Genomic DNA, 18,521 nt, shown 5'->3' on the forward strand with positions numbered 1-18,521 from the left:
TTAATTGATGTGTGGTAAACCCGCAACTATTTTTCTGTCGTTAGACAGTCTTGGCAGCTTATTTTGCCCACCTAATTTCCCAACAGATTTCATATACTCTTGAAACCCATCTTTTTTCACTTTGGTTATCTTAAGCGGTTGTAAAACCTTGCCTTGAATTAAATCGAAATAATAACTATTTTGCTTTTGAAGTGAAACATCTATTTTGCTAGCTAACGCTGAAATATCATCAGGTTCGTTTTCAAATTCTATAAACCATTCATGAAAAGGCAATCCTTCTTTTGGGTTAATTTGAGGCGCCACCGTAAATTCTGAAATTTGAATATTTGAGCCTAATACAGCTTCTTGCATGGCTTGTTCTACTTCTTTGCCAATAACATGTTCTCCAAAAGCGGAAATAAAATGTTTGATGCGTCCAGAAACAATAACACGAAATGGTTTTGTGCAAGTAAACTCTACCGTATCGCCAATATTATATGCCCAAAGGCCTGCGTTGGTTGAAATAATCATCACATAATTTACGCCAATCTCTACATCTTTAATGGTAATCCTTTTTGGGTTTTCATTAAAAAATTCATCAGCCTTAATAAACTCGTAAAAAATACCAGAGTTTAATTGAAGTAACATGCCTTTTTCTTGCTGTTTATCTTGAAATGCAAAAAAACCTTCGCTTGCTGGGTACAATTCTATACTATCAACTTTTCTTCCAATTAAGTTTTCAAATTTTGCTCGATAGGGTTCATAATTAACACCTCCAAAAATAAAAAGGTTGAAATTTTTAAAAACGTCACCTACTTTTTTACCTGTTTTTTGCTGAATTTTTTCAAAATACATTTGGACCCACGATGGAATACCCGATATAATCGTCATATCCTCCGGAAGCGTTTCTTCAACAATCGCATCAACTTTTGTTTCCCAATCTTCTATACAATTGGTTTCCCATGATGGTAATCGGTTTTTTTGAAGATATTTAGGAACATAATGTGCTACGATACCCGAAAGTCGGCCTAATTGAACGCCATTTTGTTCTTTAAGAATGGGGCTTCCTTGTAGAAAAATCATTTTACCATCTACAAATTTGCTATTTCCTGTTTCATTTATATACAATAAAATAGCATTTCTGGCAGCTTCTACATGGTAGGGCATACTTTCTTTTGTAATAGGGATGTATTTTGAACCAGACGTTGTCCCCGAGGTTTTAGCAAAATAAATAGGTTTTCCTTTCCAAAGAATATCTTCTTCACCTGCAACAACGCGCTCAACATATGGTTTTAAATCTTCATAATCTCGAATGGGTACACGTTTTACAAAATCTTCATGAGAATTGATACTTATAAAATCGTGGTCTTTACCAAACTGCGTACTAGCCGCCTCTGAAATTAGGTTTTGAAACACCTTTTCTTGGGTTTCAAAAGGTTTTTTGGCCCACTTTTGAACTGTATAATGCACACGTTTTGCAAAGGGTTTTGCTAAAGCCGATTTTATTGACATCATCTTATTTAAAATCTATAAAGTTTGTTGGGTTTATTGGGTAACCATCGTTCCAAAGTTCGAAATGCAAATGCGGACCGCTAGAAAGCTCTCCTGCATTTCCTGCAGATGCAATAACCTCACCTGCCTTTACCAAATCGCCTTGCGTTTTTGCTAAGGCAGAATTGTGTTTATAAACTGAAATTAACCCGTAACTATGCTCAATAATTACAACGTAACCTGTATTGGCGGTCCATTCTGCAAATATAACAATCCCATCGGCAGTTGCTTTAATGGGTGTTCCTTTGGCAACCACAATATCAACTGCATAATGTTTGTTTTTTACATTATATTGTTCACTTATTGTTCCATTTACAGGCGGAAATAATATGAAATTGGATGCAGATGTTGCCGACTCAAACAAATTATATTTATCTTCTTTATCTACTTTTTGTCTTAAAATAGAATCTTCAGCAGTTGGGTTTAAGTTTACTTCACTTGCTTCTAATTTTACTGCTTGAATAATAGAATCCCTTGAAAAATCTACCGTGCTCACTTCACCTTGTAAAACCTTCTTTATAGATTCATAATACCGATCGTTCATGGTTATTACTTGTTGTAATGAATCGGTTTTATAACTTAGTTCGGTTGCTTTTTTCTTTAATGACGCAGAAGAGTAACCAGGTATATATTCTTTTAACGTGGTAAAAGCAATGAGCATGGTGGTACCTGCTATTAAAATAATGGCCGTTAAGGAAGCTAGAACAAATACGTTTAAGCGTGTTAATTTAATCGATAAGCGTTCCTCGAACGTATGCTCGTTAAGTATTACCAATCGGTACTTATCGAGTAATTTCCGTTTTATTTTTCTTTTTTCAGGTTTCTTTGTGTTCATCTTAAAGCAAAATTAAATAAAATTATGTCAAGAGTGGTTGCTTTATGCTAAAGTTATGCTTAAAACGATTTTATTAAACTTTAATTATTAACTTTGCATCATAAAATTAATAATTATGAATTCATTAGGTATATTTCTAGCTATTGGTCCCATGCAAATTGTACTAATTGTTGTGGTTGTTCTATTATTGTTTGGAGGAAAGAAAATCCCTGAATTAATGAGAGGACTAGGAAGCGGTATTAAAGAATTTAAAGATGCCAGTAGAGAAGACGATAAAAAAGAGGATAAAAAGTAATTCATCTTCTTTTGAAATAAACAAAAAAGACCAACAGCTTGTTGGTCTTTTTTGTTTTATAAATCGTATTCTAATTAATTTTAATCGATTTAATTATAGCTTCTAGCTCTAACATGTAGTTGCGTTTTTCTACCGAAGGTGCGAATGCAAACCCTTCAACAATTACCCATCTTTTATTTATTTTGTCTTCAATAGCGTAATTTATAAATGGTCCTCCCATAAAATCTGCTTTTAAATCCCATAATCCTTTAGTTTCAATGGCTGGCTTATTATCAATTATAGTTTCATGAACATAAGGAGCATACATGTTTTCAGTAGTCATATAAGATTCAACTTTTTCACCGTTTGATTTTATATCGCCATCTTGTCTTCCCTTAATTTGCTCTTTTGCTACAGAATCTCTAATTTTTATTATTTGATTCACCAAACTATCGTTTCGCTTAATATTATTAAAAGGCACTGTGAAAAACAATAAATTGGTAGTTCCAGTGGTAATGTCTTTACTCATCCAGAAAAAATTATCGCTAGATTTTTTAATTCTATATGCTGAAGGAAATTGAATAGTAAAGCCTAATTTTTCTTGAATTGAGGTAAAATTATGAGGCGATTTGGCCATTTGTCGCTGTCTCTCAGCAATTTCTTCACTTTTAAAGGTTTTAACTATTTTTGCTGCATTATCATTTATAGCTTCCACAAGTTGTTCTCTTGATGCACCTGACACTATAATGACCTTTTGAGGCTGGGCGTATACATTGTTTTTTATTTCCATACCAGCATCTTTACTTACTTCAATTTTTAAAATGGTTCTGTTTTTTGTTACGAAACCCGTAAAAACTGATGGTGGAATTTGACTAATGGTAAACATAGGCTCATCCTGCGGTAAGCCATAAATGGGTGCTGTAAGCACGTTTCTAATAGCGTCTCCTACGCTACCGTTCCACAATTCATTGTCTACAACAACAGATACGTTGTTGATGCTTCCCGATGAATCTAAAAGCATCTTATCATCGGATGATTTTTTGTCACCACAGGAAACAAATAAAAACAGTAAAGCTGCTGAAAAAATAATATTTCGCATAATTTAAATTAGGTTTTTGGAAGTTTTAACTTTTAGATACTTTAAGTTTCATTCCTGGTTTTAATTTACTACCACTAATACCGTTCCAATCTTTAATATTTTGAACAGAAACTCCAGAAAATTTTTGTGAGATGCTCCATAATGAGTCCCCACTTCTTACTGTATATATTTTTGAACTAGCAGAAACCACTTTAGAAGTAGTCGCTTTATTAGTTGAAACTGTCGCTGAAACGGCTCCGTTTTTCGGATAAATAGTTAAACGCTGCCCTATTTTTAAATTATTACTTCTTAAACCATTCCACTTTTTTATATCGCTTACACGAACACTATATTTTCTAGCAATTAAGCCTAAAAATTCACCAGAACGAACCTTATGGGTCGTTTTTGTATCCGCGTCAAAAAATTGAGGCATGGGTTTTTCGCGCTTATCAAATTCTGTTTTAGCAAGCTGATATATTTGCTCTTCGTTTGTTACAAAATCACCAATAATAGTTCTGGGTAGACGAAGTGTATAGTTTTCACCTTTTACAAAAGGGATAATATCTAATTTATATGAAGGATTTAAAAACTGAAGTTCTTCCATTTCAACACCCGTAGCTTCCGATATTTGATCGAGTGTAATCATTTGTTTTACGCGTATGGTATCGGTTTCAAAATAAGCGACTTCTGGTTTTGGTTTTGTAAAACCATGTTCTTCAGCATACTCAAAAATATACATCGTTGCTAAAAAAGCTGGTAAATATCCTGCAGTTTCGCGAGGTAAATTATGCCTAATATTCCAATAATTTTGATACCCTCCAGAACGACGGATGGCTTTGGTTACATTTCCCGGGCCTGAATTGTAAGCAGCAAGTGCTAAATCCCAATCTCCAAAAATTTCGTAAAGTTTTGATAAATATTTTGCAGCAGCTTCGGTAGATTTTATGGGATCGCTACGCTCATCAACATAACTGCTTACATCCAATCCGTACATTTTGCCTGTACTATACATAAATTGCCATAAGCCCGTAGCGCCTACTCTGGATTTCGCTCTGGGTTTCAGTGCCGATTCTACAATGGCTAAATATTTAATTTCAAGAGGTAAATCATAATTATCTAATTCACGCTCGAACATGGGGAAATAAAAAGCACTTAAATTAATAAGTTTTTGCAAGCTACCTCTTCTGTTTTTTAAATAGGATTTTATAACACTTTCTAAACCAGGATTATATTCCACATTAAAAGGTGTTTTTGAACTTAAATCTGCTAGTCTTGTTTTTAAAACTTCAGTTGAAAGTTCGGGGTATTCCACTTCATCAAAAGTAAGTTCTGTAATGGAATTATAAATAGTATCGTAAAGCGAATTACTATATAATTCTTCTAACCATTTTTGGTCAAAATCGGCAGCGATTAAATCATCCTCAACTTTTTCAATTAAAAGACTATCCTTTTGGGTTTCAATGTGTTTTAAATCATTCGTATTTCCTTTTGCAGAAATAGAATCTTGCATTTGTGAAAAGCACAAAGTAACATTAAAAAGTGCTAGCGATATAAAAAATCTAAACGTCATAAATCTATTCATTTGGTCATATTGAACGATATTATGGCTAAAATCGTATTTTTTAAGTTAAAATAAAAACTTAATTTCATTTATCTAATAAAAAAAGGTGCAAAACGTCGGATTTTAATACATTTCATCGGATATATTGAACATTTTAAAATAAAAAACCACAAATACATGAATAAAAACACTCATATACTTGTGGCTAATTATTAATTGAATTTAAAAAGCTTATTCTAAAATAGCAGCAATTCCTGGTAAAACAACACCTTCTAAACTTTCTAACATAGCACCTCCACCGGTACTTACGTAACTCACTTTATCTTCAAATCCAAATTGTTTTACAGCAGCAACAGAATCGCCACCACCAACAAGAGAAAATGCACCATTTTTAGTAGCTTCTGCGATAGAATTTCCTAATTCAATAGTTCCTTTTGCAAAACTTTCCATTTCGAAAACGCCAAGAGGTCCATTCCAAAGAATCGTTTTACATTTCATAACAACGTCGTGAAATTGTTTTATAGATTTTGGTCCCGCATCAACACCTTCCCAACCATCTGGAATTGCATTAATATCAACAACTTGCGTGTTGGCATCGTTACTAAAAGCATCTGCCGCAATAACATCAACAGGAATATGCACTTGTACATTTTTAGCTTTGGCTTGTTTTAATATTTCTAAAGCTAATTCTTGTTTATCATCTTCACAAATAGAGTTTCCTATTTTTCCGCCTTGCGCTTTAATAAAGGTAAATGCCATACCTCCACCAATTATTAAGTGATCTACAGCATCTAATATGTTTTCGATAATAGTTATTTTTGAAGACACTTTAGCACCTCCAAGTACAGCTAAAACGGGTTTTTCACCATCTTTTAATACTTTGTTGATGCTTTCAATTTCTTGAGCCAATAAATAACCAAAACATTTATTATTAGGAAAAAATTGAGCAACAATAGTGGTTGAAGCATGTGCTCTGTGAGCCGTTCCAAAAGCATCATTTACATAAATATCGCCTAGTTTTGATAATTGCTCTGCAAATGCTTTATCACCAGCTTCTTCTTCTTTATGAAAACGTAAATTTTCAAGCAACAAAATTTCCCCTGGTTGCAAACTAGCAGCCGCAGCCTCAGCTTTTTCACCTACGCAAGCATCTACAAACTTAACTTCAACTCCTAAAATTTCTTCAACTTTATTAGCGATATGACGTAAAGAAAATTGATCTTGAACTCCTTTTGGACGTCCTAAATGTGACATTAAAATACAGCTTCCACCGTCTTCTAAAATTTTAATAATAGTTGGTTTTGCAGATACTATTCTGGTATCATCGGTTACTTCAAACTTATCGTTTAAAGGCACATTAAAATCTACACGAATTAATGCTTTTTTGTTTTTGAAATTAAAATCGTTAAGCGTTTTCATTATATATATGTATTATTTTTAAGTATTTAAATACAAATGTAACTAATTAAAATATGCTATAAAACCTGTTTTTAAACGAAAACGATATAGCTTTAATTTTTTTTAAGTAAGCCTACTTTTGGGCATAGCTATTAACTAAATAAATAGGTGCGTTAGGGGTTGAAGCGGCATCCTTTTGCTTTTCTTTGATAAGACATGACTTATAAAAAAGTTTTTAAGCTTTTAAGAGTGTATTGAGCCCTTGTAATTTAAAAAAACCAAAAGATATAGCGGAAAACCCGACCCTTGTGGTAACGCCCATTATACTAAAATTGTGTTTTACCATGTTGTAAAAATTGTGTAGGTTTGTTTATGCAATTCACAGATATTCTTGGGCAAGAACACCTAAAAAAACATTTAACACAAAGTGTTGATAATGGACGCATTCCGCATGCACAATTGTTTGTGGGACCAGAAGGCTGCGGTACATTGCCCATGGCAATTGCTTATGCGCAATATATTTTGTGTGGCAATATTAATGGAGAAAATAATTCTGGTAACGAAGCCTGCAACATAAAATTCAAGAATTTTTCGCATCCAGATTTGCATTTTGCATTTCCCGTTACTACAAGTGATAAGGCTAAAAGTCATCCTGTTTCTAGTCATTATTTAGAAGAATGGCGCCAACTTTTAAAGGAACAACCTTACGGAAATTTATTTGATTGGTACAAATTGCTTGGAGTTGACAATAAACAAGGGCAAATTGGGGTTGATGAGGCGCAAGATATTGTAAAAGCACTGTCTTTAAAAGCTTATGAAGGTGGTTATAAAGTGATGCTTATTTGGATGGCAGAAAAAATGAACACAGCTGCCGCGAATAAGCTTTTAAAACTTATTGAAGAGCCGCCCAATAAAACGGTTTTTATTTTAATTGCCGAAGATGAGCAACAAATAATTAACACCATACGTTCGCGTTGCCAAGTATTACATTTTCCACCTTTGGCCGAAGCTGTTGTTAAAGATGGTTTGATAAAACAGTACAGTTTAGAGACTACTGTGGCTTCAAAAATTGCGCACCAAGCTAATGGAAATTATAATAAAGCTTGCGATTTAGTATATCAAGATTCTGAAGATTTACAGTTTGAAACTTGGTTTATTTTCTGGATTCGAAGTGCTTTTAAAGCGAAAGGAAACAAAGCGGCCATTCACGATTTAATTTCTTGGAGCGATGATATTTCCAAAACAGGCAGAGAAACACAGAAACAGTTTCTTAATTTCTGTTTAGATTTTTTTAGACAAGCCTTGTTACTTAATTATAATGCCACCGATTTGGTTTTTTTAGAGCCCAAAACCGATAAATTTAAACTTGAAAATTTTGCGCCTTTTATACATGGTAATAACATTATGGAAATAAGCGACGAACTGCAAGACGCTATTTACCATATTGAACGCAATGGGAATTCTAAAATAATTTTAACCGATTTATCTATTAAATTGACACGGTTATTGCATAAAAAAGCTGAATAAAATCATAAAAAAAGCCTTGAAATTGAATTTTCAAGGCTTTTTAAATTTATAAGTTTCAATACTATTTTTTGTACTCCTTGTTTAAGGCATCTAAAATAGTTTTTGTTAAATCATTATCGTCAGCGCCGTACATAACAGTAGCGGCAGCGTCACTAGTACCTAAAATGTATGTGTAGCCATTGCTTTTTCCGTATTCTTTAACGTGTTTTTTTACTTTACTAATTACAGAATCAATTTCAGCTTGAAACTCTTGTTGTAATTGTTGTTGCTCCATTTGCATTTTTTGTTGAAGCAATTGTTGCTTTTGTTGCAAACCACCCATTAATTCTTGAGCTTTAGCTTGAGATGATTTTTGAGCTGTTAATTGGGTTTCTTGAACTTCTAATTGAAAATCTTGACCAACACTATCAGCTTTTTTTCTAAAAGCTTCTTCTTTAGCTTGGTATTTAGCTTCCACATCTTTTTTTTCTTGATAATCGTTTATAACTGTTCCGTTATCAACAAATCCAATTTTTGCTTGTTCTTGGCAAGAAGTAAATGCCAACATAACCGCTACTGCGTAAAATATATTTTTCATTTGTATAATTTTATAACACGAGCAAAAGTAATAAAGTAAACTATATTTAAGTTGAAAATTTGTTTGATTTTATTATATAAGTTTAATTTATGATAATTATTTACGTTAATAAGGTTTTCTTATCAAAAATAAGACTCATAAATCCGTTTAAATCAATTTTTAAAATTTACGGTGGTGATTATACAATTTCAGAGCAAAACAAAGCTTAAAACGCCTTAAAATTGATTTTAATAGTTTTTAATGACATAAATTAAGGAAGAAACCTCTTTTGTTGACAAAGATTTTAAGTTTGACAGCAAACCAACCCAAAAGCCTTTTAAAATATTCATTTTGCCATTTTTATATTTTTCAGAAAGAAGACTTACATAAAAGGCATCAAAATACATGGGTTTTATTTTTACTACTTTCATAGAAATTTTAGAAACCAATTTAGATATCGACGTTCTATTAAAATGCCATAGATGTCTGGGCACATCAAAAGCCGCCCAATACTCTTTGTAAAAAGTGGCATCGTAGCTTTTATAATTTGGGACTGCAATTATTAAAACACCATTAGGTTTTAATAATTTATTTAAAATTTGAATATGTTCTTCTAAATTTGGCAAATGCTCTAATACATGCCAAAGCGTAATAGCGTCAAAACTTTTAGGTTCAAATTTTAAAAGTTGTTCTGTATCGAAAACAGAGTTATAGGTTTTTTTGTTAGCAATACTTCTCGCCTCTTGGTTAGGTTCAATTCCAGAAACCATCCAATTATTTTGTTGCGCCGTTTGCAAAAAATCGCCCGTACCACATCCCACATCGAGAAGCGTTTTTTGTTCAGATGAAAACTTATTGATGAGTTTAAGCTTTTGTTTTAAAGAAATTTTTCTAACCAAGTGGTACACATTTTCAAAAATATTTCTTTTGGAATCGGTATGCGAAATATAATCTTCACTTATATAATAATCGGGTAGGAATTCAGAAGATGGCTGGGGCGTTGTTTCCAAAAACCCGTATGTTTCGTTTTCAATTAAACTAAACAGTTCTCCTGAAACGGAATGATCTTTTACTTTTACAAATGGCGATTTTGAATTTTCTTTTGTCACGAATACACAAATATTTTAAAAAAAACTACAAACGTTCCACGTGGAACGTTTGTATAATATTTAGTTTTTAAATGGATTAAAACTAAAATTTTACTCTTTTCAGGAATTTAACGCCCCATATAAACCAGCAATACTGAGATATCGTTAGGGGAAACACCGCTAATTCTTGAAGCTTGAGACACCGTTGCAGGTTGTATTTTTTTCAGTTTTTCACGCGCCTCAAAACTCATAGATTTAATTTGAGAATAATCAAAATTTTCTGGTATTTTAACATACTCCAACCTACTCAATTTATCAGCATTATTCTTTTCTTTCGAAATATATCCAGAATATTTAACTTGAATTTCTGCTTGCTCAATAACTTCAATATCCAAATTATTATGTTGTATGTAAGCTTCAACTTTTTCAAATTTACGCATATCATCAATAGTGATGTTTGGTCTAGAAAAAATCTTGAACATCTTATCTGATTGCCTAATTGGAGAAGAATCCTTTAACTCCAAAACAGGATTGGCTATTTCTGGTTTAATACTTGTTTCAGCAAAAAACTCAACAAACTTTTCAGCCGCATTATGCTTTTCCTCCATTCTAATGATACGCGCCTCACTTGCCAAACCTAACTCAAAACTTTTTGGTGTTAGTCGAATATCCGCATTATCTTGACGCAAAAGGGTTCTATATTCTGCGCGAGATGTAAACATTCTATAAGGTTCCTCTGTCCCCTTGGTAATTAAATCATCGATCAAAACACCTATATATGCTTCATCTCTTTTTAGAATAAAAGGATCTTTATCATGTACTTTCAAACTGGCATTAACACCAGCCATCAAACCTTGAGAAGCTGCTTCTTCATAACCCGTTGTTCCGTTAATTTGACCAGCGAAATACAAACCATCTATCAGCTTAGTTTCTAAAGTATGTTTTAATTGAGTAGGTGGAAAATAATCATATTCGATAGCGTAACCTGGTCTAAAAAATTTCACGTTTTCAAATCCAACAACAGAACGCAAGGCTTTAAATTGAACGTCTTCCGGAAGTGATGTTGAAAAGCCATTTACATAAACTTCACAAGTATTCCAACCTTCTGGCTCAACAAACAATTGATGCCTATCTTTATCTGCAAAACGATTAATTTTATCTTCTATAGAAGGGCAATATCTAGGCCCTAAACTTTTAATTCGACCATTAAACATAGGTGATCTATCAAACCCTTCACGCAGCAAATCGTGAACCAATTCACTTGTGTAAGTCATGTGACAAGACCGTTGTTTTACCAATGGTTTAGTAACGTCCAAATAAGAGAATTTCTCTGGATTTTCATCCCCAGGCTGTTCAATCATTTTAGAAAAATCCAACGAACGACCATCTACTCGTGGAGGCGTTCCCGTTTTCATTCTCCCAGATTCAAAACCCAAACTCACTAACTGTTCCGTAATACCTGTTGCGGCTTTTTCACCTGCTCTACCACCTCCAAAATTCTTATCACCAATATGTATCAATCCATTTAAAAAAGTACCATTAGTTAACACAACAGACCTGCCTTTTACCTCAACTCCTAACGCCGTTTTAACACCAACAACTTTTCTATTTTCAACTAATAAACCAGAAACCATTTCTTGATAGAAATCTAAATTCGGAGTCCCTTCCAGCATCAATCTCCAGTCTTCTGCAAATCGCATACGGTCACTCTGAACTCTCGGACTCCACATAGCAGGTCCTTTGGATTTATTAAGCATTTTAAACTGTATAGCAGAGGTATCAGAAACGATACCACTATATCCACCAAGCGCATCAATTTCGCGAACAATTTGGCCTTTCGCAATACCTCCCATAGCAGGATTACAAGACATTTGCGCAATGTTTTGCAGGCTCATTGTGATAAGCAATGTTTTGCTTCCCATGTTGGCAGCAGCCGCAGCGGCTTCGCTTCCAGCATGACCAGCACCAACAACTATAACATCATAAACATCATTAAACATAACTTGATTTATTGAATTGTTCCACGTGGAACATTAACTAAATTTGATTTTTGAATTTGCAAATATACGTTGATTTGCTGAATATTAAGCTAGCTGCTTTAGGTAGTGGTTTTCTTTGTCACGCATCAACTTAGCTTCAGTAACTGACTTGTCTTTGTAACCGCAATAATGCAATACGCCATGAACCATAACGCGCATTAATTCTTCGAGAACAGACACATTAAAATCTTTAGCGTTATCTGCTACTCTATCAACCGAAATATAAATATCCCCTTGTATGTTTTTACCAATGGAATAATCAAAGCTTATAATATCTGTAAGCGTATCGTGATTAAGGAATTGAACATTCAATTTATGAAGATATTCATCATCACAAAAGATATAATTAATCTCTTCTAACTGACACTTTTCTTCTGAAATTACACTACTAATCCATTCAGATAATTGCTCTTCATTGTCTAATGAAAAGGTTGTTTCGTAATTAAAACTAATCATTGCTTTGCTTAAAATAAGTTTGAACTTTCTTTTTATAAATTGGCTGCAAAGGTAGCATTTGTTTGTTCAATATTTCAGTCGTATTAAAATATTGCTTAGCATTAGGAATTTGATTGTTGGAATCGTTATTATAGTCTCCTTGATTGGTTTTCGATTCACGCTTATTATCCTCCCCTTGTTGAAACGTAGCATTCTCCATTTTTAATAATTGATGCTTAAGATCCATCATTTTCTGAAGTGTTTGATTGGTAAAACCTTTGTTTAACAAATCCAATTCAACCTCTTCCATTTTACGTAATAAAGACGATGCGTTACCTAATTTACCTTCTTTAGCCAACTTCTCTTCCAAGGCATTTCTAAGCTCTTGTTGTTGCTGATATATTTCGTATAATAATCCATTCATGTCTTCACTATTTCCTTCACCCTCACCGCCAGTTTTATTACCGTTTTTTCCATCACCACTATTTTCTTTTTCGCCCTCTTTTCCATGGTCTCCTTGTTTGCCTTTTTCGCCTTCTTTCTTGCCTTCGCCTTCACCTTTAGGTTTTCCCTCATTACCTTTTTTCAAACCTTCTTCCATCATTTTATTGAGCTCCTCTTGGCTCATAATAATATCTGGTAACTGCATATCACCTTGACCTCCTTTACCCATGGACATACTTAAGTTTTCTTCCATGTTATCTAAAACATCACTTAAAAAATTAGCTAGATTATTAGCTGCTGTGATAGTAAATTGTTGGTTGGAAACACCTTGATAAATTTGATTCTCCGCAAACAAACCCAGGGCTTTATCTATGTTGTAAAACACATCTGTAATTTGTTTATTTACTTCTTCGGAAAGCTTTGGTTGGCGAAGCGATAAAGCAAACAAACTATCATCTACATGCTCAAAATGTTCTCTTAAATAATTTTGCTTTTTAAGGAACGAAGCATATTGATTATCGTTTTCTTCAACCATTTGAAAACGTTTCATAAGCTTTTCTTGATCGAATGAAAACAATACCAAATTATCTAAAATTTGTCTTAGCATTTCAACATCTTCTTGCATTTGTTCGCCACCTCCTGCTTGCATGGAGCTTTGCATTTGTTGGCTCAATTTCTTCATTTTTTGAGCCGCTTTCTTTTGACTATCCTTAGCGTTTTTTTGGTTTTCATTTTTGTCTGAAGCCTTTTCTTTTTTTTCTAATTCTTCAGTCGCCTTTTCTTGATCTTTCGTAATTTCGTTTTCCAATAATTTATCTTGAGGAACTTCAATGGGCTTCTTTAAGTCTTTTCCATCTTTCTTTAATTCCTCTAATTGCTTTTTAAATTCATCAAATATTTTATTTAATTCCTCTTGTTCATCCTTGGCGTTTTTAGCTTCTTGTTGGTTGGCTAATTTGTCTTGCTCACTAGCAAGTTTATCCAAATCATCTTTGAGTTTTGCTAACTTTTTTTCAACATAAAAACGCTTTGTTAATTCCAATAATTGTTCTAAACTACGTTTCTTGTTTTTATTCTGTTTTGCCAAATCTTCTAACTTTTGGGTAAGCTCTTCTTTCCCGATTTTATCTTGAAGTTTTTGTAATTCTTCCAGTAGCTTTTCATCTTGTTTTAACTGTTTTTCATTTTCATCTAAACGCTTTTGTAAATCTTCTTTAAAAACATCTTTCTCTTTATTTTCCTTTTGAAATTCTTCTAAATTATCTTTGAGCTTTTTGTTGAAATTTTTCATCATTTCGTCCTGCTGCTTTTGGCGTTCTAAAAAAGTTTCTAACTTCTTTTTGTCGTTGAAATTTAGATTCGATTTCTCTTTTTGAGTTTTAGATAATTGTTCTAATTGTTTCTCCTGTTCGTCAAATTTCTTTAAGGATTTATTCAAGTCTTTGATGGATTCACTTTGGGAATTTAGCTGTTTAGTGGCTTCTTCCTCTTTTGTACGCTTTCTATAACTAAAAACATTACTTTTTACGCTTTTATACTTATTAACGGCATCATTATCAAATACTTGAAAGTATAATTCATAAGAAACTCCTTCTTCAATCTGTAAATTGTTAGGAAATGCCGTTATAAACTCTGAAATGTTAGAATTTGCAATAGAAATGCTTTCAATTTTCTTTTTGGTATCATCTTCGGAGGGATAATAAACCAGCTGTAGTTTGCTGAATCCGTAATCGTCGCTCACCTGTCCTTTGAAGTATAGTGTTTGTAAATCCAAACTATCTGTTTTAACTTGTAAGTTAATATTAGGAAATTCATCTTTAACAACATTTAAATTAAATGCTAAGGTTTCATAATTTTTAAGGGCAGTGTTACTTGTGCTTAGACTATAATCCAAATTATTATAAACACGTTTAGATGTTTCAAAAATACCGGCTTTATCTGATGAAAAATTAACAGTGTCTTTTGCAAATAACTGAACCTTATCGGTAGCTTTTGTTTTAAGTCTCCAAGTAATGTATGTACCTTCTGGAACCATGGCGTTACCCGTACTTTTCAAAATTTCATTTTGTTTGTTTGTGTACTTTGGGTAGTTAAGCTGCATTTCAAAACTTATCAAGGAAGGGACTTCAACAACCTCAATAGTATAAGGTTTCGAGGTGACATTATTAGAACTTAGCTGAAATTGGATGGATTCCTTTGGTTGAGAAAAGACATATTCAAACTCGCCAATTCCAGTTTGTTTTAAAAAATAGGTTTCATTGTTATAAATTATTTCAGCATTTTCGGGAATCACATCGCCTGCTGTTTTAACTATCAATTTAAAGTCTTTGTTTTCTATAGCGTTTAAATTTTCATTTACAACAAAAAACTGGAATGGTGCTGGTGGTTCATAAGCCATTCGGTAATGAGTAACGCGTTCTAAACTATCACTAAACCAATTCATTTTTCCAAAAATGAACATTACCAATAAAATTAATACGGGTATGGCAGCATATTTTAAATAAGGAATATTTTTTTTGAAATTAACAGCGAGCTTAAAAGGAATGGGATTCAGTTCTAAAGATTTTTGTTCAATGCTTGCTAAAAGTAATTCAGACTGCGAAGTACTTTTTTGAAGCTGAAGAACATTCAACAACTTATCATTCACCTCCGGAAAATGCTGACCGATAATTCTGGAAGCATCTTCATAATTGATTCCTTTTTTAAGTTTGAATAATTTTGCTAGAGGAATAAAAATAAACTTGACAAGCAAACCCAATTCAACTAGAACGAAAAACCAAAACAAAATAGTTCTTGCCGTTGTATTCAACCATAAAATATGTTCAATAAACAAAGTAAATAGGAAATACAAAAGCCCAATAGCAAAAAACAGAATAGCACCTTTAAGCAACTCATTAGTGTAGTAGCGCTTTATAAATGCTTCTAATTTGGTTTTTATATTTTTAAAATTATTCATCATTTGGGGAAACTAATTCAACGCTAAACTATTAACTTACTAAACTACAATTTTATTTTTTACAGCCTTTATAATTATGTGTTAATTGTATCTTTGCAACAAAATTACAAAACATGAGTAAAAAAGTTCGTGTGCGTTTTGCACCAAGCCCAACAGGACCCCTTCATATAGGTGGTGTACGTACGGCATTATTCAACTATTTATTTGCCAAAAAACATAACGGAACCTTTATTTTAAGAATTGAAGATACCGACCAAAATCGCTATGTTGAAGGTGCTGAGCAATACATAATTGATGCTTTGAATTGGTGTGGAATTCCTTTTGATGAAGGTATTAACAAGAATGAGAAATTTGGACCTTATAGACAAAGTGAACGCAAACATTTATATAAAGCGTATGCTGAAGAATTAATTAAATCAGGAAACGCTTACTATGCTTTTGATACTGCAGAAGAATTAGATTTCCACAGAGCCGACCACGAAGCTAAAGGAAAAACTTTTATTTACAATTGGCACAACCGTTTAAAGTTAAGCAATTCGTTATCGCTTAGCGCGGAAAAAACTCAGGCTAAATTGGAGGCTGGTGATGATTACGTGATCCGATTTAAAAGTCCGCAAGACGAAACTTTGCATTTAACAGACATCATTCGTGGCGACATTAAAATTGAAACCAACGTTTTAGATGATAAAGTTTTGTTTAAAAGCGACGGGATGCCCACCTACCATTTAGCAAATATTGTAGATGACCATTTAATGGAAATTACCCACGTTATTCGTGGTGAGGAATGGTTACCATCTTTAGCATTGCATTATCAATTATACAAAGCGTTTGGTTGGGAAGCTCCAGAATTTGCACACTTACCATTAATTTTAAAACCTACAGGAAAAGGAAAATTAAGCAAACGTGATGGTGATAAATTAGGTTTCCCTGTATTTCCATTACAATGGACAGATCCAGTTACTGAAGAAATTTCTAGAGGTTACAAAGAGGATGGTTATTTCCCAGATGCTATGATAAACTTTTTAGCATTCTTAGGATGGAACCCAGGAACAGAACAAGAAATTTTTAATTTAGAAGAATTGATTGCTGCTTTTGAATTAGAGCGCGTAAATAAATCGGGGGCACGTTTCGACCCAGATAAAATTAAATGGTTCAATCATCATTACATGCAAGAACAGAATAATGATGAATTGGCAGAGGCTTTCAAAAAAGAACATTCTGAATTAGCCGATATTGATGTGAATTACATTGCGCTCGTAGTTGGCATGATAAAAGAACGTGGAACATTTATTTCAGATTTTTGGGAATTGAGCGCTTTCTTTTTTGTTGCACCAAATTGTTACGATGAAAAAGCTTCTAAAAAAGCATTTAAAGAAAATACTGGCGAATTAATGGCTTCTATAAATGATGTTTTAGACACTATCACAGATTTTTCAATAGATAACATACAAACAGAAATTAAAGGCTGGATAACGGTTAATAATGTGGGGTTCGGACAAATAATGATGCCTTTACGTATTGCTCTTGTAGGAGGTTTACACGGGCCTGATGTTTTTGAAATTATGTTTATGATTGGGAAAACAGAAACTATAAAACGTGTTAAAAAATTAATTACAAAACTATAAAATTCATAAAAAAGCCCTAAAACAAAATTTAGGGCTTTTTAATTAATGCTTCAAAGGAATTACCATATTCCAAGTATTTTCAAATTTCCAAGCCTCGGGGCCACTTCCTACAGCTGCAAATAAATGAGTCGGCTTTCCGTCTTCAATTAAAACAAAAGGACGTTCAAAATGATTTTGATGCGAAGTCGTTCCATCATCCCATAAAACATTACGGCTGTATGCTTTTACTTGATCGAACAAATGCCATTTTATACCATCTTTAGACCACACGTGGATGCCACCACCCTCTTCACCACAAATTTCACCAGAGCGGTCTTTAATGACAGCTTCATATTTATCACCAGCCCACCAAATAAATGGATCTTCTACATCAATGTGGTCATTACCTGGGGTTTCAAACCTAAAAACAGGTTCTTCACTTAATCTTTTATACTCACCTCTAGGGCTATCGGCCATACAAACACCTAATAATAACGGTGGTTTTGGAGTCGCTGAGGATTTATACATTAACAATATCTTTCCTGTTTTAGGATCTACTGCTGGCGCAGGATTTGATGTTATGGATGCATCCCAATGCCCCGCACGAGGTTCAATTACTGGTTTATCAACACGTTCCCATGGCCCAAAAACAGAGTCGCTTATAGCTAAACCTATGCGTTTGTTTATCCAAGCTTCATTCCAATTTTCACTAGAAAATTTTGGGTTTTCTTTATTGGGTTGGGGAAAATTATAAGTCGTACCGAAGTGATACAACAAATATTTATCCTTATATTTTATAATTCTTGGATTGTGCGTACACATGCCATCAAAAAATTCTTTTCCACGAACAGGCAACACCACCTCTTGAAATTCATAAGGACCAACCGGTGTGTCTGCCACAGCTCTAACAACTTCAGAATTGGTTACCCAAGCTCCAAAACCAACATCTTTAGACCATCTGGAAGCAAACATATGGTATTTACCATCTTCACCTTTAATAACAGACGAACCCCAAATCCAATACTTATCATCACGAAAACCACCGCCTACTGGAGCGGGTAAAATACGGTCTATAAAAGCAGCTTCAGGTTGTTTTCCAAAGGCAGCACAAGACCATAAACTTGTTGTGGCAAGTAATGCGGACCCTTTAAGTGTTGTTTCTAAAAATGTTCTTCTTTTCATATCTTCATTCTTCT

The 18,521-nt window shown here is 33.4% G+C and carries 14 protein-coding genes; 3 read left to right on the forward strand and 11 right to left on the reverse strand.

The window, feature by feature from the left end; translation table 11 throughout:
* Both EV196_RS03290 and EV196_RS03295 read right to left on the reverse strand, forming a co-directional pair.
* Window positions 1-1,494, reverse strand: a complete 1,494-nt coding sequence (locus tag EV196_RS03290; RefSeq protein WP_132214848.1) for a GH3 auxin-responsive promoter family protein — start codon at window positions 1,492-1,494, stop codon at window positions 1-3.
* Window position 1,495: 1 nt separating this feature from the next.
* Complete coding sequence (locus EV196_RS03295) at window positions 1,496-2,365, reverse strand: M23 family metallopeptidase (RefSeq protein WP_132214850.1); 870 nt, start codon at window positions 2,363-2,365, stop codon at window positions 1,496-1,498.
* 115 nt (window positions 2,366-2,480) lie between these two features.
* On the opposite strand from EV196_RS03295, the gene tatA reads away from it, so the two are divergent.
* A complete protein-coding gene (tatA, locus tag EV196_RS03300; RefSeq protein WP_132214852.1) occupies window positions 2,481-2,660 on the forward strand; it encodes a twin-arginine translocase TatA/TatE family subunit in 180 nt (59 codons plus the stop codon).
* Window positions 2,661-2,730: 70 nt separating this feature from the next.
* Here the strand turns inward: tatA and EV196_RS03305 are convergent, their stop codons facing one another.
* The 3 genes from EV196_RS03305 to EV196_RS03315 form a co-directional block, all read right to left on the reverse strand.
* The gene (locus EV196_RS03305; protein WP_132214854.1) at window positions 2,731-3,738 is read right to left on the reverse strand and encodes a DUF4837 family protein; all 1,008 of its coding nucleotides are present in this window, start codon (window positions 3,736-3,738) and stop codon (window positions 2,731-2,733) included.
* 25 nt (window positions 3,739-3,763) lie between these two features.
* Complete coding sequence (locus tag EV196_RS03310) at window positions 3,764-5,287, reverse strand: lytic transglycosylase domain-containing protein (RefSeq protein WP_132214856.1); 1,524 nt, start codon at window positions 5,285-5,287, stop codon at window positions 3,764-3,766.
* A gap of 222 nt (window positions 5,288-5,509) precedes the next feature.
* Window positions 5,510-6,697, reverse strand: coding sequence for a phosphoglycerate kinase (locus tag EV196_RS03315; RefSeq protein ID WP_132214858.1), 1,188 nt, complete (start codon window positions 6,695-6,697; stop codon window positions 5,510-5,512).
* Between the two features lie 351 nt (window positions 6,698-7,048).
* Between EV196_RS03315 and EV196_RS03320 the strand changes: the two genes are divergently transcribed.
* The gene (locus tag EV196_RS03320) at window positions 7,049-8,203 is read left to right on the forward strand and encodes a DNA polymerase III subunit (protein WP_132214860.1); all 1,155 of its coding nucleotides are present in this window, start codon (window positions 7,049-7,051) and stop codon (window positions 8,201-8,203) included.
* A 61-nt stretch (window positions 8,204-8,264) separates the two neighbouring features.
* Here EV196_RS03320 and EV196_RS03325 read toward each other — a convergent pair whose 3' ends face one another.
* The 5 genes from EV196_RS03325 to EV196_RS03345 form a co-directional block, all read right to left on the reverse strand.
* Window positions 8,265-8,780 (reverse strand): OmpH family outer membrane protein, encoded by a 516-nt coding sequence (locus EV196_RS03325; RefSeq protein ID WP_132214862.1) that lies wholly within the window; start codon window positions 8,778-8,780, stop codon window positions 8,265-8,267.
* Between the two features lie 227 nt (window positions 8,781-9,007).
* A complete protein-coding gene (locus EV196_RS03330) occupies window positions 9,008-9,868 on the reverse strand; it encodes a class I SAM-dependent methyltransferase (RefSeq protein WP_132214864.1) in 861 nt (286 codons plus the stop codon).
* Between the two features lie 107 nt (window positions 9,869-9,975).
* Window positions 9,976-11,847, reverse strand: a complete 1,872-nt coding sequence (gene mnmG / locus EV196_RS03335) for a tRNA uridine-5-carboxymethylaminomethyl(34) synthesis enzyme MnmG (RefSeq protein WP_132214866.1) — start codon at window positions 11,845-11,847, stop codon at window positions 9,976-9,978.
* Window positions 11,848-11,931: 84 nt separating this feature from the next.
* A complete protein-coding gene (gene ybeY / locus EV196_RS03340; RefSeq protein WP_132214868.1) occupies window positions 11,932-12,342 on the reverse strand; it encodes an rRNA maturation RNase YbeY in 411 nt (136 codons plus the stop codon).
* Window positions 12,335-15,721: a DUF4175 family protein gene (locus EV196_RS03345; protein ID WP_132215008.1), complete on the reverse strand. Its 3,387-nt coding sequence runs from the start codon at window positions 15,719-15,721 to the stop codon at window positions 12,335-12,337. The genes ybeY and EV196_RS03345 overlap by 8 nt, the downstream gene beginning before the upstream one ends.
* A 113-nt stretch (window positions 15,722-15,834) precedes the next feature.
* Between EV196_RS03345 and gltX the strand changes: the two genes are divergently transcribed.
* Window positions 15,835-17,346 carry a glutamate--tRNA ligase gene (gene gltX / locus EV196_RS03350; protein WP_132214870.1) on the forward strand — a complete coding sequence of 504 codons (1,512 nt, stop codon included), beginning with the start codon at window positions 15,835-15,837 and terminating at the stop codon, window positions 17,344-17,346.
* A 42-nt stretch (window positions 17,347-17,388) separates the two neighbouring features.
* Here the strand turns inward: gltX and EV196_RS03355 are convergent, their stop codons facing one another.
* A complete protein-coding gene (locus EV196_RS03355; RefSeq protein ID WP_132214872.1) occupies window positions 17,389-18,507 on the reverse strand; it encodes a glycoside hydrolase family protein in 1,119 nt (372 codons plus the stop codon).
* Between the last annotated feature and the right edge of the window lie 14 nt (window positions 18,508-18,521).

It is taken from the genome of Mariniflexile fucanivorans (genome assembly GCF_004341235.1).
Lineage (GTDB): Bacteria > Bacteroidota > Bacteroidia > Flavobacteriales > Flavobacteriaceae > Mariniflexile > Mariniflexile fucanivorans.